This is a genomic window from Bacillus sp. NPDC093026 (genome assembly GCF_044754665.1).
GTDB classification, from domain to species: Bacteria; Bacillota; Bacilli; order Bacillales; family Bacillaceae; genus Bacillus; species Bacillus maqinnsis.
Genome location: NZ_JBIVPN010000005.1, coordinates 82,810 through 102,363 on the forward strand (window position 1 = coordinate 82,810; position 19,554 = coordinate 102,363).

Consider the following 19,554-nt stretch of genomic DNA (forward strand, 5'->3'; position numbering starts at 1 on the left):
TTCAATATAAATTTATGCATATTTACAAGCCAATATGATAAAAACTTGTTTTCTTGTAGGAGGGGAAACTTGATTATCTAATGGTCAACATTCGATTCAGTGCATGCAATGCCTCTTTTGTGATTTCTTCTTCGACCTGAATCAAACCGACCGGCTCGCCCTTTTCAATGCTTTCCAATGACCATAATAAATGAGGCAAATCAATGCGGTTCATCGTTAAACACGGACACATATCTGGGTTCAGTGATTCAATTTGTTTGTCTGGATGTTGATCTATAATACGCTTGACCAAATTCATTTCAGTACCAATCGCCCATTTGCTTCCAGGTGGAGCCTGTTCAATTGTATCAATAATAAATTTCGTTGAACCAGCAAAGTCTGATGCTCTCACCACCTCATGCGTACACTCCGGATGAACGAGGATTTGAATGTCACGATCCCTTTTTCTCATTTCTTCTATATTCTTGATCGTAAACTTCTCGTGTACTGAGCAGTGACCTTTCCATAAAATCATTTTGATGTTGTGAAGAGGCTGATCGGTGATGAGCTTCTCTTCTATCTGGTCCCACACAGCCATTTGCTCTAAAGGAATACCTAAATCAAAGGCAGTATTACGTCCTAAATGCTGGTCAGGAAGGAAGAGAATCCGTTCTTTTTGAGTGAGTGCCCACTTTAGCACATTTTTGGCATTTGAAGAGGTGACAGTAGCACCGCCATGTTTGCCAACAAATGCTTTGATAGCAGCCGTTGAATTCACATAAGTAAGTGGAAGAATCGTATCACCAAACAAATCTGTGAGCTTTTCCCATGCTCTGTCGGTCTGTTTCATATTCGCCATATCCGCCATTGAGCAGCCCGCTCTCATATCAGGTAACAACACGTGTTGGTTCTTCTTTGACAGCATATCAGCCGTTTCAGCCATAAAATGAACGCCGCAGAAGACGATGTATTCCGCCTTATGATTATCAGCCGCTATTTGCGCAAGCTGCAAAGAATCTCCCGTCGCATCTGCGAATTGAATCACCTCGTCCTTTTGATAATGATGGCCTGGAATAAAAAGTTTTTCACCAAAAGCTTGTTTTATTTCTATCACTCGCTTTTTCATCTCGTCATAAGAGCGGTGCTTATATTCATCCGGCATCATGGTCTCGTTTTGATTTGTTAACAAATCAAGCATGGACATGAGTTGATCCCCCTTTGTGACTAAATTCCATATTCATACTGAAATCAAATGACGGTGCAGAATGTGTGAGAAAGCCAAGGGAAATGAGATCTACGCCTGTATGCCTGTAGTTTGGCAAGGTGTCTAACGTGATCCCTCCTGATGCCTCTGTCAAGATCGTCTCTGGCGTCATTTGTTTAAACCGTTTTACTTGATCTGGTAAACAGTTATCAAACATAATGACATCTGCTTTCGCTTCAATTGCTTCCTTTAGTTGCGTTTCTGTTTCAATTTCCACTTCTATTTTTACCATATGACCAGCATAAGTTCTTGCTTTTTCTACAGCTTCACGGATCGAACCGCATGCTGCAATATGGTTATCTTTGATCATCACACCATCTGATAAGCCAAATCGATGATTCTTTCCGCCTCCTACTTTCACTGCATATTTCTCTAGCATGCGCAATCCAGGCGTTGTTTTTCTCGTATCACAAATCGTAATGGCTGGATCATCTAATCTTTGAATCGCTTCATGTGTTAGCGTCGCAATTCCTGACATTCGCTGCAACACATTCAGAATGACCCGCTCACCTTTTAACAAATCGTTGATCGGTCCTGATATTTTGGCCAAAACGTCACCATTATTCAACCATTCACCATCATGAAAGAACAATTGAGTATGTATGTGTTCATTCAGCAAATGGTAACCCGTTTCAATTACTTGCGACCCCGCAAGTACACCCGATTGTTTCGCCATGATGTAAGCTGTTCCTTTCTTATCTTCAAAAATGGCTTCTGCTGACACATCCCCAAAGCCAATATCTTCTTGAAAAAAATACGTGAGCATTCGCTTTAACTGTAAACGTTCCAATTGACACCGATCCTTTCATTTTTCATTATTTGAACTTGATCTTTTTCATGAATAATTTGTTTACCTCGCCAGAAGGCATCTTCTCTTTTCGGATAATCCGTTCGATAATGACCGCCTCTGCTTTCTGTACGGAGAAGGGCAGATTTCGCCATACAAATCGCTAATGACCAACAATTCAATAATTCCACCTGCTCATTTGTGATATCCTTCACATTTATTGGCTGAAAAGACACATGTTCTAATTCCGCTAGCAGTGCCTGCAAGCCTTTCTGATGTCTCACAATCGCCGCATATTTTGTCATCAAATGTCTCAGTTTTGTTTTTGAGATGTCTGGAACTTGCCATACTTCTTGAATTTCAACAGAAGGTACTTTCACATGTCGCTTTGGCATTTGTTCAATTCGCCGGGCAGCTTTGTTACCTGAAACAAGACCTTCCAAAAGAGAATTACTTGCTAACCGATTGGCTCCATGTAAACCTGTACACGCCGCTTCGCCTATTGCAAATAATGATTGAACGGCTGTTTCTCCATGTTCATTTACCATGATCCCGCCCATTAAAAAGTGCATACCAGGAGAAACTGGCAACCTGCCGCTTCTAATATCGATCCCAGCCTGTTGACATAGCGCGTAAATGGTTGGAAAGCGCGTGGAGAAATGTGGAATGCCTTTAATATTAAGATAAATTTGATGACCAGCCTCTTGCTCATTATAAATAGCTCTAGCAACAACATCTCTAGGTGCTAAATCTACCTGCGGATGAATTCTTGCCATGATTCGTCTACCTGTTTCATCCTCTAAGTATGCCCCTTCTCCTCTCACCGCCTCTGAAATAAGACCAACTGCTTTTCCATCAATCGTTAGAAGTGTAGGATGAAATTGAACAAACTCTAAATCCACTAATTGAGCACCAGCACGATAGGCCATCATGATCCCATCTCCAGTTGCAGAAGGGGCATTTGTATTTGTCTCATATAAGGAACCACAGCCTCCTGTAGACAAAACAACAGCATCTGCAGTCATTGTATGTGTGTGCCCTTTCTCGTCTTTCCATACAACACCAAAGCATTTCCCTTCATTGACTAAAAGATCAATGACGTGATGATTTTCATATAAATGAATATGCGAGCCGAGCTGTTTTTTTAAAAACTGCACAAGGGTCTTACCTGTCTGATCTCCGCCCGCATGTAAAATACGTTCAGTAGAATGCGCCCCTTCTTTGCCTAATTGCAGAATGCCATCTTCATCGTTATCAAAAGGACAGCCTTCTTCTACGAGTTGCTTTACAAGTTCCTTGCCTCGCCGTAATACATCCAGCACGGTCTTAAGATCTTGATGATCACAGCCAGCAACTAATGTGTCCTGCATGTGCTTTTCAACCGAATCATGTGCTGAGAAAGCTGAGGCTATTCCTCCTTGCGCAAGCATTGAATTACTAGAGGAATATTGATTTTTTGTCATCATGATAACTTGACAGTTATCCGAGATGGTTCTAGCAAAGGATAGTGCTGCAATCCCCGATCCAACCACAATGACTTTTTTGAATGACGACACACTTGACCCTCCTGTCATTTACACCTGTCTTGACACATATCATTACACAACAATACAATAATTACAAGAAAAAATTTTCATACAGGAGATGGCTAAGGTTGGTTTATTTAGATTACGCAGCTTCTACACCAGTTTCTAAGGAGGCACTTCATGTTTTTCAGCAACTTAGTAGAGATTGCTATGGCAATGCAAGTAGCCTTCATGATGCAGGGGGAAAAGCAAACGAGATTTTAACCTATAGCAGACAATCGCTTGCCAAGCTTCTTGACGGCCAATCAGATGGGGTCTTTTTTACAAGCGGTGGGACTGAATCAAATATACTTGCTATTCATTCGATCATGAATGGATTGCCAGCACATAAACAGCATATCGTCACAACAAAAATGGAACACCCTTCGGTTCATTATGCGGTAAATGCCTTAACCCATCGCGGGGTAAAGGTCACCATCATCGAACCAAATGAAGAAGGCATCATCACAAAGGACATACTAGAAGAAGCCTTATTGCCCGAAACAGGACTCGTGTCTATACAGCATGCAAATTCAGAAACAGGAATTATTCAGCCGCTTGCTGAACTAGCACCCCTTCTGAAAAAAAGACATGTATTCTTCCATACAGATGCTGTTCAAACATTTGGAAAGATCCGTGTATCGATGAAGGAGCTTGGTGTAGATGCTATATCCATCTCTAGCCATAAAGTGTATGCACCTAAGGGCGCTGGAGCTGTATATATGAGCACAGAAGTTCCTTGGAAGCCTTTATATACAGGTGCTGTACAGGAAAATGGATTTCGCCCAGGCACTGTGAACGTTCCATGCATCGGTGCTTTTGTTGCTGCAAGTGAACAAACCATTCTCCAGTTAGAAGAGCAGCACAAACTTGATTGTCAGCTTCGAGATTACTTCATTCAACAATTAAAAAAACAGCAACTGCCTGTCCGTACGCTACATGACAATGGAAAGCGCCGCATGCTGCCCCATATTATTGGTTGTTTTTTCGAAGGATTTGAAGGACAATATGTCATGTTAGCATGTAACAGGCATGGGATTTGTATATCCACTGGAAGCGCGTGTGCTTCTGGTTATCACCATCCTTCCCCTGCTGTGAAGGCATTACATATATCAGATCGCGATGCACTGCAATTCATTCGGATATCGTTTGGACGAATGACCTCAAAAGATGATATCGATCAGCTTTTGCATACATTCAAGAATTTGCAAAAAGAGAAGGAAGGAGAATAATACGTGGAGCACGAAAGGAAACTGATTGGAGAAGAGAGAAGAAGTGCGATTTTAGAGTGGCTGAAAGAAACCGATACACCCCTTACTGGAAGCTTTTTAGCCAAAAAAGCCGCTGTATCAAGGCAAGTGATTGTCCAGGATATTTCATTACTCAAAGCAAAAAATGTACCTATTATTGCGACAAGCCAAGGGTATGTCTATATGACGCCACGGCAAGCTCCTGAAAGGGAAATTGAACAGATTATCGCCTGCAAGCATGATCCTCAACGAACGGAAGAGGAGCTTAAGCTGATTGTAGACTTTGGTGTGACAGTGAAAGACGTCATTATTGAACATCCTGTCTACGGTGAGCTGACAGCTTCAATTCACGTCAGCACACGTAAACAAGTGGCTGACTTTGTTCAAAAGATTTCAAACACAGGGGCATCCTACTTGTCAGAGCTAACAGATGGTGTTCATTTACATACACTGACTGCTTATAGCCAAAATCACCTTGATCAAGCGATAAAGGCATTGAATGAAGCTGGTTTTCTCATTACCGATTAAAAAATATTGCGAAAAGGGACACTATCAGATGATTGACAAAGGGCTAAAATGATAGTTGTTTTAGCCCTTTGTCTTCTTTTTCAGCATGTAAACCTATGAAGTTTAGGAAAACCCGAGCACCAGCACTCAAGATTAGACAACGAAAACATGACTTGTCTACACACTGTCATTCGATAATTCATATGTTTGGTAGCTGCCTAGCAACTTGACCTCACAGCCAATCGCTTCTAATTCTTGAATAGCACCGGGTACAAGGACATTATCCATTTCTTTTTCAATGTCAATGATAAATAAATATTGCCCGAGACCCGTTTTTGTTGGACGAGATTCGATTTTTGACAAGTTGAGATTTCGCCAAGAAAAAGCAGATAACACGCGATGCAGTGCACCTGATTGATCATCCTTTGGCAGGCTCACAACGATTGTGGTTTTCGGTTTTGAAGAAAAACCAGAATTCATTGGGAATGACGCCTTTGGATTTTTATGTAATATGACAAAGCGTGTATGATTGTGCGGATAATCATGAATATCTTTTTTAGCAATCGTCAATCCGTATGTTCTCGCTGCGATCTCATTGGCAATAGCCCCAACTGCCTCATCCGAATGTTCACTAATATATTTCGCTGCATATCCTGTTGATTCCACTGGACGATGCGGGATATGAGGAAACTGTCTTTTCAGAAATTGGTGACACTGTGCAATCGCATGCGGATGTGACTGAATCACATCTAGTGTCTCCCAGCTTTCCGCTCTAGATGGATGGACGAGCAAATGCTGCCGAATCGGTGCCGTCATTTCTCCCACAATGGAAAGAGCCTCTTCATGAATTAAATAATCAATTGTTAAGTTCACAGACCCTTCTAATGCATTTTCAAGCGGCACAACTGCGAGGTCCACTTCACCTTTTGATACAGCGTCCATACATTGCGGGATCGTTGCATATGCCCGCTGCACTGCGTCCTTTGGAAAACAAGAGCATACGGCCAAATGAGTAAATGTTGCCTCTGGTCCAAAATAACCTACAGTTAATTGCTTCATCTGCTATGATCTCTCCTTTTTACGCCCCAGAACCTAGAATTTCAACTTTTTCGACAAATTCAAGTTTTCTCAATTGAGTCATGACTGCATTAATATTATCTTCCATACCAGCCGTACTAATTGATAGGGTCACATTCGCTCTTCCTTGTAGCGGAATGGTTTGGTGAATGGATAAAACATTACAGCCAGAATCAGCCACAATTTGTAAAAGTCTTGAAAGGGCCCCAGACCGATCTTCAAGATGGAAAAACAATGTGATGATCTGCTCTTTGACCATCGTATAAAACGGAAAAACAGCATCCCGATATTTATAAAAAGCACTACGGCTTAAATCAGCCTTTTGAACAGCATCGGCTACCGAATCGGCTTTTTTGCGATCAAGCAGTTTTTTGACTTCAAGCGTTTTTCTCATCGCATCTGGGAGTACATCCTCTCTCACTAAATAGAACGTTTCTTCTTTCACCTTTTTTCTCCCCTTTTAAAAATGGGAGAGCCCATATACTGGACCCTCCTTGTGATCAATCAATAAATTCAAATTCAAATTCAAGCAGACGAATGATGTCGCCATCTTTCGCACCACGCTCACGAAGAGCATCATCGACACCCATTCCGCGAAGTTGTCTTGAGAAACGTTTAACCGACTCATCTCTTGAGAAGTCTGTCATCTTAAAGAGTCGTTCAAGTGCTTGTCCCGTTAGAACAAACGTACCGTCAGGATCTCTTGAAATTTCAAATGGCGCTTCTCCCTCATCAAACTTGTACATCACGCGGTTATCTGATAGCTCTTCTTCATGATAAAGCGGAAATTCCGGTGTTGTTTCAAGCTGATTGGCGATTTCAAATAAGAGCTCGCGAAGTCCTTCTCTTGTGATGGCACTAATGGCAAAGACTTGATGATCATCGGTTAGTTTTTCTTTAAATGCTGCCAGATTTTCAGTTGCATCTGGCATATCCATTTTGTTGGCTACGATGATTTGCGGACGCTCCATCAATCTCATATTATATTGCTCAAGCTCTTCATTAATCGTCAAGTAGTCTTCGTATGGGTCACGCCCTTCAAGCCCAGACATATCAATGACATGGACAATGACACGTGTACGCTCGATATGACGTAAAAATTGGTGTCCTAAACCAACACCTTGGTGCGCACCTTCAATGAGTCCAGGCAAATCCGCCATGACAAAACTTCGATTATCATCTGTCTCTACGACCCCTAGATTCGGCACAAGTGTCGTAAAATGATAATCCGCAATTTTTGGTTTAGCAGAAGAGACAGTGGAGAGCAAAGTCGATTTACCGACACTTGGGAATCCAACAAGTCCAACATCTGCAAGCACTTTTAATTCTAGGATGACATTTCGTTCTTTACCTGGTTCCCCATTTTCAGAAAGCTGAGGTGCAGGGTTTGCCGGTGTGGCAAAGCGTGAATTTCCTCGTCCGCCTCTTCCACCTTTTGCAATAACTGCCCGCTGACCATGCTCTGTTAAGTCAGCAATGACCTGTTTGGTCGCCTCATCTGTGACAACCGTACCAGGTGGAACTTTAACCACCAAATCTTCTGCATTTCGGCCATGCTGGTTTTTGCTCATCCCATGCTCACCACGATCAGCCTTGAAGTGACGCTTATAACGGAAGTCCATTAACGTTCGGAGTCCTTCGTCAACTTCAAACACAACATCTGCACCATTTCCACCATCACCGCCTGCTGGTCCACCTTTTGGCACATATTTTTCACGACGGAACGCCACCATACCATTTCCGCCGTCACCGCCTTTAACATACACTTTCACCTGATCTACAAACATAACTTCCTCCGTTTCTCTACATCACACATCTCGTTCTTGCTTCAAACAAAGCTCAATCATGGACTCATGAGGAGTCACATGAAATTGCGTTATACTCATACATGGATCGTTTGCATCATGAAATGCATTAAGTGCATCCAAACTTATTAATTTTCCTTTGAAATCAAAATATAACACGACATCATCCTCTTGATGATCTGTTTGGAATGTAACCGTTAAATGATTTTCAGTTTTTTGGCAAACTGATTGTTCGAATATCGAAAACAACTCCTGTGATACCGTTAGAAGCTGCGTGTCATACGCTGATAAGTCTCGGGTTTCACCGAGCACTTCATATTCTAAGGTGATAAAATGCGACTCCCAATTAAACGTAAGAAAGTAATAGGTCAATTGGGGAATTTTTAAATTTGAGAGTTTGGATTCATGCTGTGCTTCAATGACCATCTCTTCTATAATTTCAAACACACGGTCATATTTTTCTAAAGTCAAGTTGCCTTTGATCAACTGCAGTTTATTCATCCAGTCATGTCGTGAACGACTTAACAGCGCAATCAGTTCATTTGTTAATGCAACGTGAGTTAATTTTTCATTTTGTTTACTTCGTATCTCTTCCATTATCGCACTCCCAATCGTTTGGTCTCTCTTTTAGGAGTCTTATCATCATTATGTCTCTCTGAATTATAACAGAGAAGACAGATTAGAAAAACACTAGTTATGTGAGGTAAGGTTGTTTTTTCTGATGAATAGGAGAAAATGAGGCAAAGTCAGCATGCGTTCTTTGATATTGATGGAGTACATCTTCTTTTATCATCTTTGGTATCACATTTTAAACCAATATGTCCCTTGATAGTGAAAAAAACTCCAGTCAATGACCGGAGTTTTTAGCAATTATTGTGCCGCAGGATATACGCTCACTTTTTTACGGTCACGACCGAAACGTTCGAATTTAACAGTTCCGTCGATTTTAGCGAAAAGAGTGTCGTCGCCCCCGCGTCCAACGTTTTCACCTGGATAGATTTTTGTTCCACGTTGACGATAAAGGATAGAACCACCAGTTACGAATTGACCATCAGCACGTTTAGCGCCTAAACGTTTAGACTCAGAGTCACGTCCGTTCTTTGTAGAACCTACCCCTTTTTTAGATGCGAAAAATTGAAGATCTAATCTAAGCATGAAGTTCACCTCCTATTTTTTGTTGATAATTTCACATATTCGTGATAATCTCGTTCAATTGTCTCTAAGGAAATGACCATTCCTTCTAACAGCAACTGGGCTTTTTCAAAGGAAGATGGATCTGTTTCAGCCGGTAATTCAAAATAAAAATATCCGCCTTCTTCTCCAAGATCCAACAACGGATCAATTCCTGTCAGTGCAATAATTGAATTGACTGAGCCAAAAACAACGGCAGATACACCTGCACAAACAAGATCCTGACCTTTGTCAGCAAACTCGGCATGTCCAGTCATCTGAAAGGACGTAATGCTTTCATCTGATATTGACCGAGTAATGGTTGCTTTGATCATATCACTCACACGCCTTAAGCGTTGATTTTTTCGATAACAACTTTAGTGTAAGGTTGACGATGACCTTGTTTTCTGTGGTTATTTTTCTTCGGTTTGTACTTGAACACAGTAATTTTCTTACCGCGACCTTGTTTTTCAACTTTAGCCGTTACTGTTGCTCCAGCAACTGAAGGGTTCCCCACTTTTACAGTGTCTCCGCCGACAAACAATACGTTTTCGAAAGTAACTGTTTCACCTGCTTCAGCAGCTAGTTTTTCAACATAAACAGTTTGGCCTTCTTCAACTTTGATTTGTTTACCACCAGTTTCAATAATTGCGTACATCTCTGCACCTCCTAATAAACTCAGACTCGCCGAATACAGGGGGCCATAGGCACTTTACACCTGCTTCGTGCGGTTGTAGCACGGGTGCTACATATCCATAACATTAAAAAATATATCAAATTAGACGATGAATGTCAATGTATTTTCACCGTTAATATGGTAAAAGAAGCTCTTCCATTGAGGAAGTCGTTCTTCGATCTGAAAAATAGGCATGAAGCAATTCATTTTCATCGAGCTGACTCACTTTCACACCATTTCTCTCAATAATAATCGGATGCTTACAGCCTCTTTGAAATCGTGCCATGACGTCATATACTTTGTCTTCAGCACGCGCTTTTAGCGGAATAAGTCTCTCTACCTTTTGCTGTTTCTTTCCGTAATAACGTTCTAACAGAAAGCGAACCCTGACGTAATGTCGCTGCCGATATTCCATCACAAGTGAATGGGCTAAAAAAGTGAGCAGGACCCAGCCGTTGAATTGAAGCGGGGCAAAACAGATTAAACCTACTGCCAAAAGTGAGAAAAAGACAAGTGAACCTTTTAGCGCAAGGGCATGTGCACGTTGAAAAGGATAGAAAGCAGATAAGAGCAAAAAGAATAGTTTTCCGCCATCAAGCGGCCAAATCGGCAAAAGGTTCACAAGAAGAATCGCCATATTATAAAAGGTGAAAACGGTATATATTTCATATGATAAAAAAGATGATTCCATTAGCATCCATGCAAACAGTTGAAGCGGCAAGTGCTGAAGCGGTCCACATAAAATGACCGCCAGCTCTTCTTTTAATGGACGGTTCCCATGTTCTTCTACCTCTACTGCACCGCCAAAGGGTAATAAAAAAATTTGTCTCATACGCCACTGATAATAACAAGCAGCCGATGCATGCCCAAGCTCATGGACGCTTACAATAATAAGCAAACAAAGGAGCGGCTTGATTTGCCCTGAAAGAATAGCAAACGCCATCACCATCCAAAGAAGCGGGTGAATGTGAATTTTCGTCAGCATTAAAAGCCATTTATTCAAAAGTGATCACCTGAATCGGGTCAATGAAATGTTCATTTTGCTTAATCGCAAAATAGTAGGTTCCTTTGCCTTGATCATTAAGTGAAATTTGACCGATTTTTTCACCCTTATCTACAAAATCATACAATGCAACATCCGCTTCCTTTAATTGACCGTACCAGCTGTAGCTGTTATCCGCATGTTGTACCACTACAGTCAGTCCTGTGTCACTTTTCTTTTTCACTTCTACAACATACCCTTCTTTCATACTGTCAATGGCTTCAGAGGATGTTTCGACTTTGACTCCAGCCCCATTTTGAGTGAATGATTCTTGCACCTTTCCAGATGCAGGAACAGCCAATTCTCGATTGGCTTGTACGTCTTTTTGACCCTCCTTTTCCTCTTTTAAAAAAGCAAGAGGGTTACCTACTGTCTTCTCAAACCATTGATTGGCGGCAGCAAATTGAAAATCTTGTTCAAAAGTTTGACTGATAAATGGTTTCAGTTGCTGAAAAGGACCTGCCTGCCCTTTGAATGATATGGCTGCGATTAAAACAAAGGAAGCGGAGATTAAACATTTCAATACAAAGGTATTTGGGTTAAACAATGGATGCCGATATTTATTGGGATGAGAAGCCTCATAGGAAGTTGCTCCTGAATGTTTTTCTTTTTCTGTCAACATGACCCATGGCGGAATATCGTCTTTATTCTTTAAAGCCGTCTTCTTTGGCATAGCAGGTTGCTTTGTTCTGCGACGCTGTGCAACTTTTTTTCTATACTCGTCCACTCGTTTCATGAGATCACCCTTTACATACAAACAGTTTGTACATTTTATGTGACAAACTGTTGCGATATGCAATAAAAAAGACCGATTCTGATCGAATCGGTCTGTCTTTTATCGTGATAGATTATGCTCTCACGCCAAAAAACGCTTTGAGCTTTGCAAACATGCCCTTGTTTTCTTCTTCAAACGATTGTAGTGGAACAGATTCACCAAGTACACGGCGTGCAATATTTCGATAAGCAATAGATGCTTTGTTTTTGGCATCCATCACAATCGGTTCACCATTGTTTGAAGCCTTAATCACTTCATCATCATCGGCTACAATCCCAAGAAGGTCAATAGATAGGTGATGCACGACTTCATCCACATCCATCGAATCACCATTTTTAGCCATGTGAGTACGGATGCGGTTCACAATTAAACGAGGCGGTTCAATGTCTTCTTGCTCTAAAAGACCGATAATCCGGTCCGCATCTCTGACAGCTGATATCTCTGGTGTCGTCACGACAATGGCCTTGTCTGCACCTGAAATAGCATTTTTAAAGCCTTGCTCAATACCAGCAGGGCAATCAATGACAACATAATCAAAGTCCTGTTTCAATGTTTGAATCAATTCTTTCATCTGCTCTGGTTCCACTGCGGTTTTATCGCTCGTTTGAGCAGCGGGTAAAAGATAGAGAAGATCATCAAAACGCTTATCTTTGACAAGTGCTTGATGAATTTTGCATCTTCCTTCTACTACATCTACTAGATCATAAATAATGCGGTTTTCAAGCCCCATCACGACATCTAAATTCCGAAGTCCAATATCGGTATCAACAAGACACACTTTTTTCCCCTGAATTGCTAATGCTGTGCCTAAGTTTGCAGATGTTGTTGTTTTGCCAACGCCGCCTTTTCCTGAGGTAATCACAATAGCCTCGCCCAATTTCACATTCCTCCCTCAAGCCTTGTCAGATTAGGTCTTATATGAGCCAATTGCTGCAGGCGTTCAATGATCATATTGCCATCTATATCTAAATAAGCACATTCCATTTCATTTCCGTCTTCTCTTTGATCTGGTGCGCGGTTAAATACTTGTGCAATGCGAAGTTGTGTTGGAATCATACGAGATGCCGAAATAACGGCTTGTTTGTTCCCATTACAACCAGCATGCGCAACTCCTTTTAAAGCGCCAAGCACAAAAATGTTTCCCCCTGCACGAACTGTGCCGCCGGGGTTGACATCCCCAATTAAAAGGAGATCGCCCTCGACATATAGCACCTGCCCAGAGCGTACGATTTTTGCCACAGACGTGATTTCAGCTTCTGCTTTTAATCGTCTCGCCTCTTCAGTAGACATGACGTCACTTTCAATTGAATGAATGATAAGGTGTTCATTTTCAGACACAGCTTCCGTCAAACGTGCCTCCTGCTCTTCTGTTAAATAACGAAAACCCAGTTTAATATGCACATTGACCTTGTGTCCTTCTCTTCCATCTGTATACTGCTCAAGTAATAGCACCTCACGCAAGCCAGAAAGAAGATCTTCAAACGAACAGTTATCATTTAACTGTAAAGTTAATCCGTTTTTTGTTCCTTTTATCGTCACATATTGCTGTTTTTGAGTTTTCAAGATGCTCACCTCAACAACATACTCATTTCGCCGTAAATGGACAAATTCCTGCTTTTATTCGTCGATCAGTCCTTGTTTCACATTGATGAAAAACAGCCTTAGCGGCACAACAAGTATGAGAGACGCAGCAGTATTTAAAAGAATCGTTGGAATAAAGCGTTCGATCACATACGTATTAAAAGGCATAATACCCGGTTGAATCGTCGCTTGAACGCCGTAAACATAAAATTCCATTACTGAAACAGCAATGATAGACAGAAAGACAACAACTAAGATATTCGTCTGAAGTACCTTGAAGGCTTTAGCTAACAAATAGCAGAGCGCACCAAAGCCAAACATATGTACGCCAAGTATACCTGTATACGAAATATCATATAAAAGTCCAAATACAAATCCGTAAATCACAGCATATGTTTGATTGATATAGGCAGTCATAAATACAAGTGCGAGCAAGATGAAGTGAGGTGCTAAAATTTGATTCTCTGAAACAAACGGGAGCTTAACTAAATCAACAAAAATACTGTCAAACACAAAGATAAACAACATGACGAAAGCAAGGAGGAAACGTTTCACGATCCTTCCTCCTCCGTTAATTCAGATGCATCTGCTGTACTTGTGCTACGTTTCACAACAATCACACGATCTAAATTGTTTAACTCAGCAGCTGGTTCTACATAAATGATTTTTGTCAGTCCGTAATGGTCAGGTTCAATTTCACTTACCTTACCAATCGTTAAGCCTTGCGGGAAAACGCCCCCTGCTCCTGATGTTTCAACTAGATCTCCTTTTTTGACATCTCCATCAGCATCAGATTTTAAAATATTCATTGTCAGCATTTTTTTCTTGCTATCATAGCCGTTAATAATTCCATTGAGTTCTTCTTTGCCCTTTTTCGCAAAAATTTTCGTTGAAATTCTATTATTTTGGTCTGTAGAGCTTAGCAACCTTACAGTAGAAGTAAAATTGTAGAGCTTATCACTTTCAATTTTCCCAATTAAAGCACCACTCTCATTTGTGACGGCCATATCTTTATCAACACCTTGCCTCTTTCCTTTATCAATCATCACAAAGTTATCCCAAAGTGACGGATTTCTTGCAATAACTGTTGAAAGGATTGGCGTATAATCACGAATGGAGTTCACATAACCGAGCTGTTTGCGAAGCTTTTTGTTTTCATCTTCAAGTTCTTGAAGTTTAGCTTCATACTGGGTTTGTCCATCTAGCTTTTTTCGCAGTCGTTCGTTTTCATCATATGTGTTCTTTAAATCTTGTACGTTCCCATAAATACCGGCAATAAATTGTGATGGTGTATGAAAGACACCTTGAAAGAAGCCTGTCGTATCACCTACTAATTTTTCCGGCCATGAAGCACCTCTGCCGCTTTTCGCTGAAAAACCAATCATGGCCACCAGTACGATGACACAGACAAGGAGCAACATGAATCTTTTATTCATAAAAAACTGCGGCATGTCTTACACCTCTTTATTTACGCTCGATTATCTTTTGATTTTCCTTTGAATAAGTGAATATGTTCTAGTGCTTTTCCTGTTCCAATTGCCACACAATCTAATGGATCCTCGGCAATAATAACTGGCATTTTTGTTTCATTACTAATGACTTTATCAAGATTACGTAACAGTGCACCGCCGCCTGTTAAGACAATCCCGCGATCCATAATATCTGCTGCCAGTTCAGGTGGTGTTTTTTCAAGTGTTACTTTCACCGCATCCACAATTGCTTCCACCGTATCGCGAAGCGCTTTTGCAATTTCTTCGGCTGTAATGGAAATCGTTTTTGGTAAACCAGTTAACAGGTCACGTCCGCGAATGTCCATCTCATCATGTACATCTGGTTGTGCAGAACCGATTTCCATTTTAATCGCTTCTGATGTACGGTCACCAATCATCAAATTGTAAGTTTTGCGGATGTAGCTACTAATTGCCTCATCCATTTCATCCCCTGCAACACGGATAGATTGAGACGTCACAATGCCGCCAAGTGAAATAATGGCCACTTCTGTTGTACCGCCGCCAATATCCACAACCATACTTCCTGTTGGCTCCCAGACAGGTAAGTTAGCACCAATCGCCGCAGCAAAAGGCTCTTCAATCGGGTATGCATCACGTGCACCGGCTTGTCTTGTTGCATCAATCACAGCACGCTCTTCTACTGCTGTAATACCAGATGGAACACAAACCATGACGTATGGCTTTCGAGCAAATAGTCCTTTGTTTTTTAATGCCTGATTAATGTAGTATTTCATCATTTTTGCTGTTGTCTCGTAATCTGCAATAACCCCATCTTTCATTGGGCGAAGTGCCACAACATTTCCAGGTGTACGACCAATCATGTTTCTTGCATCATTTCCGACTGCCACTATAGACTTCGTATCAGTTTCCAAAGCTACGACCGAAGGCTCCCTTACAACAATGCCTTTTCCTTTAATAAACACAAGCGTATTCGCTGTTCCAAGATCTATTCCAAGGTCTTTTGTACCAATTCCAAACATATGTATGTATCTTCCTTTCTTAAACCAAAATTCCCTTTAGGGAAAAACTCATAAACTCTATTATATCGTAAAATATTGAAAAAAAAAGTGTTACAAATACCCTTTTTCCTTCAAACTTACAAATTTTTGATCACCAATGACAAGATGATCAAGCAACTGTATTCCAATCAGCTGTCCACATTCAAAAAGTCGCTTTGTAACTTCAATATCCTCCCTGCTAGGCGTCGGATCTCCAGACGGATGGTTGTGCACACATATAAATGATGCGGCTGAACGTTTAAAGGCTTCTTTAAAAATTTCACGCGGGTGAACAATCGATGAGTTCAGGCTACCAATAAACACTGTATGCTTATGAATAACCTGATTCTTTGTATTGAGATAAAGACAAACGAAGTTTTCCTGCGTCAAAAATCTCATATCTTCCATCACAAAATTAGCACCATCCTCTGGCGTACGAATGACGTAACGGTTGTCAGCCGTTTGGTGGTGCAATCTAGTGCCAAGCTCTAAAGCAGCTAAAATAGAGATAGCCTTTGCTTTTCCAACTCCCCGGATCTTTGACAATTCTTCAATAGAAGCTTCTTTCACTGAACGAAGACCTCCAAATGTTTGCAGAAGCCTTGCAGAAACTTGGAGGACAGACTCCTTTTTTGTACCAGTCCTTAAAAGGATAGCAACAAGTTCATGGTTCGACAAACTATTTGGACCATATTTAATAAATCTTTCTCGCGGCTTTTCATCATGAGGAAAATGCTTTAACAACATAGGGAAATGATTGATTATCAACACTCCTTTGAGAGTTCCTTCCCGTCATCAAAAAGGGGTAATTCCAAATGTTTCTAGCACTCTCGCTGTTTTCGCAATGGGGAGTCCTACAACGGAAAAATAATCACCATCTATTTTTTGAACAAACAGTGCACCTTTTCCTTGAATGCCATAGCTTCCAGCTTTATCTAACGGTTCACCAGTTTCAATATAGCGGTCTATTTCATCTTGAGTAAGCGTCCAAAATGTCACTTCCGTCTGTTCGTAAAATGTTTCTTTTCTATTCTCTGACTGAATGCTGACACCAGTCAAGACTTGATGTGTCTTTCCAGACAGTAAATGAAGCATTGCCGCTGCTTCCTTTTTGTCTTTTGGTTTCCCGAGACATTTTTCGTCAATTGCAACAATTGTATCTGCACCAATGACTACAGCTTGGGGATATAAAGTTTGAATATCATTTGCTTTTTGTTCTGCCAACCATTGGACGTTCTCAGCAGGCGAAAAGTTTCGATTGATTTCTTCTTTTAAATGACTTGTTTGAATGTCATAAGAAAACCCTGCTAAGTCAAGCAATTCTTTTCTTCTAGGCGATTGAGATGCAAGAATCAATTGGTTCATGTATGTTCGTCCTTTCAGGGTTTTGTCTAAGTGGTAAGATACCCATTCATCCTACCAAATGTACATCTTACCGACAATTCACAAAAATACACTTTTACTGTTCCTATCTCATTATGTTTGAAGCAAAAGAAAAAAACTAGTCGTTTTTTTGACTAGTTTTATCTCATAAAACATGATTTTACGTATTTAATTGATCGAGCAGCACTTGCTGAGATTTCCATCCATTTTCAGCGGTTGGTTCATTTAATAGTTGAACCGCTTTTAACAAACTGCTCTTTGCAGGTGCATCAGTTGTTTTAGCATTTTCCAGCTCGGTGATCAACTGCGTGACTTCATTTTTTTCCACATCATCACCGGCAATGATTTTAGAAGATAAGACTGACGCTTTTTCTATTACATCAGTCAGCTCATCTGGCACTTGAAATGAGAGCTCTTTTCCTCCCCACGCTTCAAAATGTTGATCAATGAGCTTTTTACCGACCGCACTTGTCATGCTTTGTTCTTTTGCAAGTCCAGCAATCACATAATATCCATCATCCATCGATACTTTTTTACCTGCATACCCTGCATCCTTTAAGCTGTCGACCAATTCATCTGCCCCTTTTTCTGAGGAAAACTTTCCAGCCTGTACAACAAAGGTTGAAAAATGGCCAGATGCGCTTTTTTCGTCTTTTTTCTCTTCTTCAGCACCTGATGTTTCCGTCACGTCTCCTCCTGCCTTCATCGACGATTCGTTTCCAGACGTTGAAGCACTTACATGGTCTCCTGCCGGTGGATTTGCTGAACCGTCTTTACTCAAACTAAGTGCAAACACACCAAGGCCTGTCCCAAGAACGACAGCAAATACAATCGTCGTCATCACTCTTTTCAGTGGCCCGCGATTTTTGCTGAACTTCTGATCAAATGAACCTTTTTTCTTTTGATAGGGCGTGACAACCTTAGGATCAGAATGGTAAATATGATCAGCTGCATCATCCCAATGGAAATCTTCTTCTTTTGGTTTAGACTGATCTTCTTGAGAAACTGCTGTCTCCTGTTCTGTCTGCCTCTTTTCCTCCCAGTTCGAAAACTTTACACGATCCTCTTGCGCTTCTTCCAACTTTTGATCGGCTTCATGAATGGTTTCTTCTTTGCCATTGATGTTGACCTTTAACCCTTGTTTTTTTGCTTGCCTTTTTTTCATTGTAATTCCCCGCTTTCTGACATTGTTTGTAAGAAAGACCTTTCTGTCCAATGAATCAGCGCAAATTTAACCCGTCCTTCTTTCTGTTTCACACTTTAACACAGCAGGTAAAAAAAAGAACAAGACTTTTGTCGGCGGTAAAAAAAAGTGTTCGTCAATTTTTTCATTCGAACCATCCACCATTTTGCTCAAGTACATCATACCCAAACAAATACAGCCAGAAAGAAACGGCGATAGCGGGAACAAAGGGGAATGGCTCGCGTAAACGAAAGGAAAATAGTTTAGCATATACAATCCCCAATGTAGACGATAGGAAGAGAATGATTAAAAATGCCTTCAAACCAAAGCAAAAAGAAAGCACACAAAACAATTTCATATCGGCTCCGCCGATGCTATTTGGATGTAACCGGTCTAAACAATAAAAAGTAAGAAAACAGAAGAATGCAGAAGCCGCTCCTTCCCACCAAATAGGAAGAGGGTATATTGTGCGGTAAATGACGAAAAGAGGAAAAAAGAAGAGAAACAAATCGTTTGGTATCCTCATATAGAGAAAATCGCTCACGACAGCAATCACGAATAAACTACAAAGTATCACAACAAAAACCCCCTCAAACGAAAAGCCAACGTACTTATAAATGAGCAGAAAGAGCATGCCTGACAGCAGTTCAATCAGCGGATAAAGCTTAGACAAACGGGCACCGCACCGTTTACAAGCTCCTTTCAACAGAAAGTACGAAATAAGAGGAAGCATTTCATCAACAGAGAGCATTTGTTTACAGGCTGTGCAGTGAGAACGAGGGAACATGATAGACTGCTTAAGAGGCAGCCTTTCACCGACTAGATGAAAAAACGACCCCATGCTGATACCTGTAATAAAAACAAGAATGTCGACCATGACTTTACTCCTTTCAGAAATAGAATAGATCGGATTGTAACACGGACAAGCATCTTGAGCACCAATTGATTTTATGGTTTTAAGTCTCAGCAGCAGGTCAAAATGAAAAAGACGCAGATTGCCA

At 40.9% G+C, this 19,554-nt stretch carries 23 protein-coding genes and 1 other annotated feature; of the genes, 2 read left to right on the plus strand and 21 right to left on the minus strand.

Annotated features, from left to right (window positions below; all coding sequences use genetic code 11):
• Positions 1-73: 73 nt before the first annotated feature.
• Genes nadA through nadB form a run of 3 tightly spaced genes read right to left on the minus strand, consistent with a single transcriptional unit; the run spans position 74 to position 3,604 of the window.
• Positions 74-1,183, minus strand: coding sequence for a quinolinate synthase NadA (gene nadA, locus ACIQCE_RS12375; protein ID WP_400495245.1), 1,110 nt, complete (start codon positions 1,181-1,183; stop codon positions 74-76).
• Positions 1,170-2,033 (minus strand): carboxylating nicotinate-nucleotide diphosphorylase, encoded by an 864-nt coding sequence (nadC, locus tag ACIQCE_RS12380; protein ID WP_400495247.1) that lies wholly within the window; start codon positions 2,031-2,033, stop codon positions 1,170-1,172. Before nadC ends, nadA begins: the two co-directional genes overlap by 14 nt.
• The gene (gene nadB / locus ACIQCE_RS12385; RefSeq protein WP_400495248.1) at positions 2,015-3,604 is read right to left on the minus strand and encodes an L-aspartate oxidase; all 1,590 of its coding nucleotides are present in this window, start codon (positions 3,602-3,604) and stop codon (positions 2,015-2,017) included. The genes nadC and nadB overlap by 19 nt, the downstream gene beginning before the upstream one ends.
• Positions 3,605-3,684: 80 nt before the next feature.
• On the opposite strand from nadB, the gene ACIQCE_RS12390 reads away from it, so the two are divergent.
• Together ACIQCE_RS12390 and ACIQCE_RS12395 are read left to right on the plus strand one after the other, a co-directional pair.
• Positions 3,685-4,827 carry an IscS subfamily cysteine desulfurase gene (locus tag ACIQCE_RS12390; RefSeq protein ID WP_400495249.1) on the plus strand — a complete coding sequence of 381 codons (1,143 nt, stop codon included), beginning with the start codon at positions 3,685-3,687 and terminating at the stop codon, positions 4,825-4,827.
• Between the two features lie 3 nt (positions 4,828-4,830).
• On the plus strand, positions 4,831-5,373 hold the full coding sequence (locus tag ACIQCE_RS12395) for a transcription repressor NadR (RefSeq protein ID WP_400495250.1): 543 nt from the start codon (positions 4,831-4,833) through the stop codon (positions 5,371-5,373).
• 156 nt (positions 5,374-5,529) lie between these two features.
• Here the strand turns inward: ACIQCE_RS12395 and pheA are convergent, their stop codons facing one another.
• The 18 genes from pheA to ACIQCE_RS12485 form a co-directional block, all read right to left on the minus strand.
• Positions 5,530-6,411: a prephenate dehydratase gene (gene pheA / locus ACIQCE_RS12400; protein ID WP_400495251.1), complete on the minus strand. Its 882-nt coding sequence runs from the start codon at positions 6,409-6,411 to the stop codon at positions 5,530-5,532.
• A 19-nt stretch (positions 6,412-6,430) separates the two neighbouring features.
• On the minus strand, positions 6,431-6,874 hold the full coding sequence (locus tag ACIQCE_RS12405) for an ACT domain-containing protein (RefSeq protein ID WP_400495252.1): 444 nt from the start codon (positions 6,872-6,874) through the stop codon (positions 6,431-6,433).
• A gap of 55 nt (positions 6,875-6,929) precedes the next feature.
• Complete coding sequence (obgE, locus tag ACIQCE_RS12410; RefSeq protein WP_400495253.1) at positions 6,930-8,216, minus strand: GTPase ObgE; 1,287 nt, start codon at positions 8,214-8,216, stop codon at positions 6,930-6,932.
• A gap of 21 nt (positions 8,217-8,237) precedes the next feature.
• Positions 8,238-8,831 carry a Spo0B C-terminal domain-containing protein gene (locus ACIQCE_RS12415; RefSeq protein WP_400495254.1) on the minus strand — a complete coding sequence of 198 codons (594 nt, stop codon included), beginning with the start codon at positions 8,829-8,831 and terminating at the stop codon, positions 8,238-8,240.
• A gap of 273 nt (positions 8,832-9,104) precedes the next feature.
• Entirely contained in the window at positions 9,105-9,389 is a 285-nt protein-coding gene (gene rpmA / locus ACIQCE_RS12420; RefSeq protein ID WP_003216586.1) for a 50S ribosomal protein L27, read from the minus strand.
• A 5-nt stretch (positions 9,390-9,394) separates the two neighbouring features.
• A complete protein-coding gene (locus tag ACIQCE_RS12425) occupies positions 9,395-9,739 on the minus strand; it encodes a ribosomal-processing cysteine protease Prp (protein WP_400495255.1) in 345 nt (114 codons plus the stop codon).
• Positions 9,740-9,753: 14 nt separating this feature from the next.
• Complete coding sequence (rplU, locus tag ACIQCE_RS12430) at positions 9,754-10,062, minus strand: 50S ribosomal protein L21 (RefSeq protein WP_353855067.1); 309 nt, start codon at positions 10,060-10,062, stop codon at positions 9,754-9,756.
• A 12-nt stretch (positions 10,063-10,074) separates the two neighbouring features.
• Positions 10,075-10,147 (minus strand) — a sequence feature (ribosomal protein L21 leader region).
• Positions 10,148-10,213: 66 nt separating this feature from the next.
• A complete protein-coding gene (locus ACIQCE_RS12435) occupies positions 10,214-11,083 on the minus strand; it encodes a M50 family metallopeptidase (protein ID WP_400495256.1) in 870 nt (289 codons plus the stop codon).
• Positions 11,076-11,858 (minus strand): peptidoglycan DD-metalloendopeptidase family protein, encoded by a 783-nt coding sequence (locus tag ACIQCE_RS12440; RefSeq protein WP_353855065.1) that lies wholly within the window; start codon positions 11,856-11,858, stop codon positions 11,076-11,078. Before ACIQCE_RS12440 ends, ACIQCE_RS12435 begins: the two co-directional genes overlap by 8 nt.
• A gap of 112 nt (positions 11,859-11,970) precedes the next feature.
• On the minus strand, positions 11,971-12,774 hold the full coding sequence (gene minD / locus ACIQCE_RS12445) for a septum site-determining protein MinD (protein WP_353855064.1): 804 nt from the start codon (positions 12,772-12,774) through the stop codon (positions 11,971-11,973).
• 2 nt (positions 12,775-12,776) lie between these two features.
• Complete coding sequence (gene minC, locus ACIQCE_RS12450; protein WP_353855063.1) at positions 12,777-13,460, minus strand: septum site-determining protein MinC; 684 nt, start codon at positions 13,458-13,460, stop codon at positions 12,777-12,779.
• A 54-nt stretch (positions 13,461-13,514) separates the two neighbouring features.
• Positions 13,515-14,033, minus strand: a complete 519-nt coding sequence (mreD, locus tag ACIQCE_RS12455) for a rod shape-determining protein MreD (protein ID WP_400495257.1) — start codon at positions 14,031-14,033, stop codon at positions 13,515-13,517.
• On the minus strand, positions 14,030-14,929 hold the full coding sequence (mreC, locus tag ACIQCE_RS12460; protein ID WP_400495258.1) for a rod shape-determining protein MreC: 900 nt from the start codon (positions 14,927-14,929) through the stop codon (positions 14,030-14,032). Before mreC ends, mreD begins: the two co-directional genes overlap by 4 nt.
• Before the next feature lie 17 nt (positions 14,930-14,946).
• Positions 14,947-15,969, minus strand: coding sequence for a rod shape-determining protein (locus ACIQCE_RS12465; RefSeq protein ID WP_353855060.1), 1,023 nt, complete (start codon positions 15,967-15,969; stop codon positions 14,947-14,949).
• Positions 15,970-16,059: 90 nt separating this feature from the next.
• A complete protein-coding gene (gene radC / locus ACIQCE_RS12470; protein ID WP_400495341.1) occupies positions 16,060-16,734 on the minus strand; it encodes a RadC family protein in 675 nt (224 codons plus the stop codon).
• 48 nt (positions 16,735-16,782) lie between these two features.
• Positions 16,783-17,352, minus strand: a complete 570-nt coding sequence (locus ACIQCE_RS12475) for a Maf family protein (RefSeq protein ID WP_400495259.1) — start codon at positions 17,350-17,352, stop codon at positions 16,783-16,785.
• A 178-nt stretch (positions 17,353-17,530) separates the two neighbouring features.
• Positions 17,531-18,535, minus strand: a complete 1,005-nt coding sequence (locus tag ACIQCE_RS12480) for an SPOR domain-containing protein (RefSeq protein ID WP_400495260.1) — start codon at positions 18,533-18,535, stop codon at positions 17,531-17,533.
• 163 nt (positions 18,536-18,698) lie between these two features.
• The gene (locus tag ACIQCE_RS12485; protein ID WP_400495261.1) at positions 18,699-19,430 is read right to left on the minus strand and encodes a prepilin peptidase; all 732 of its coding nucleotides are present in this window, start codon (positions 19,428-19,430) and stop codon (positions 18,699-18,701) included.
• Between the last annotated feature and the right edge of the window lie 124 nt (positions 19,431-19,554).

What these genes read in the sequence shown, in the direction of transcription:
- nadA (WP_400495245.1), bottom strand. Translation starts at nt 1,183, where the DNA reads ATGTCCATGCTTGATTTGTTAACAAATCAAAACGAGACCATGATGCCG.
- nadB (WP_400495248.1), bottom strand. Translation starts at nt 3,604, where the DNA reads ATGACAGGAGGGTCAAGTGTGTCGTCATTCAAAAAAGTCATTGTGGTT.
- pheA (WP_400495251.1), bottom strand. Translation starts at nt 6,411, where the DNA reads ATGAAGCAATTAACTGTAGGTTATTTTGGACCAGAGGCAACATTTACT.
- obgE (WP_400495253.1), bottom strand. Translation starts at nt 8,216, where the DNA reads ATGTTTGTAGATCAGGTGAAAGTGTATGTTAAAGGCGGTGACGGCGGA.
- ACIQCE_RS12415 (WP_400495254.1), bottom strand. Translation starts at nt 8,831, where the DNA reads ATGGAAGAGATACGAAGTAAACAAAATGAAAAATTAACTCACGTTGCA.
- rpmA (WP_003216586.1), bottom strand. Translation starts at nt 9,389, where the DNA reads ATGCTTAGATTAGATCTTCAATTTTTCGCATCTAAAAAAGGGGTAGGT.
- ACIQCE_RS12425 (WP_400495255.1), bottom strand. Translation starts at nt 9,739, where the DNA reads ATGATCAAAGCAACCATTACTCGGTCAATATCAGATGAAAGCATTACG.
- rplU (WP_353855067.1), bottom strand. Translation starts at nt 10,062, where the DNA reads ATGTACGCAATTATTGAAACTGGTGGTAAACAAATCAAAGTTGAAGAA.
- ACIQCE_RS12440 (WP_353855065.1), bottom strand. Translation starts at nt 11,858, where the DNA reads ATGAAACGAGTGGACGAGTATAGAAAAAAAGTTGCACAGCGTCGCAGA.
- mreC (WP_400495258.1), bottom strand. Translation starts at nt 14,929, where the DNA reads ATGCCGCAGTTTTTTATGAATAAAAGATTCATGTTGCTCCTTGTCTGT.
- ACIQCE_RS12465 (WP_353855060.1), bottom strand. Translation starts at nt 15,969, where the DNA reads ATGTTTGGAATTGGTACAAAAGACCTTGGAATAGATCTTGGAACAGCG.
- radC (WP_400495341.1), bottom strand. Translation starts at nt 16,734, where the DNA reads ATGTTGTTAAAGCATTTTCCTCATGATGAAAAGCCGCGAGAAAGATTT.
- ACIQCE_RS12475 (WP_400495259.1), bottom strand. Translation starts at nt 17,352, where the DNA reads ATGAACCAATTGATTCTTGCATCTCAATCGCCTAGAAGAAAAGAATTG.
- ACIQCE_RS12480 (WP_400495260.1), bottom strand. Translation starts at nt 18,535, where the DNA reads ATGAAAAAAAGGCAAGCAAAAAAACAAGGGTTAAAGGTCAACATCAAT.
- ACIQCE_RS12485 (WP_400495261.1), bottom strand. Translation starts at nt 19,430, where the DNA reads ATGGTCGACATTCTTGTTTTTATTACAGGTATCAGCATGGGGTCGTTT.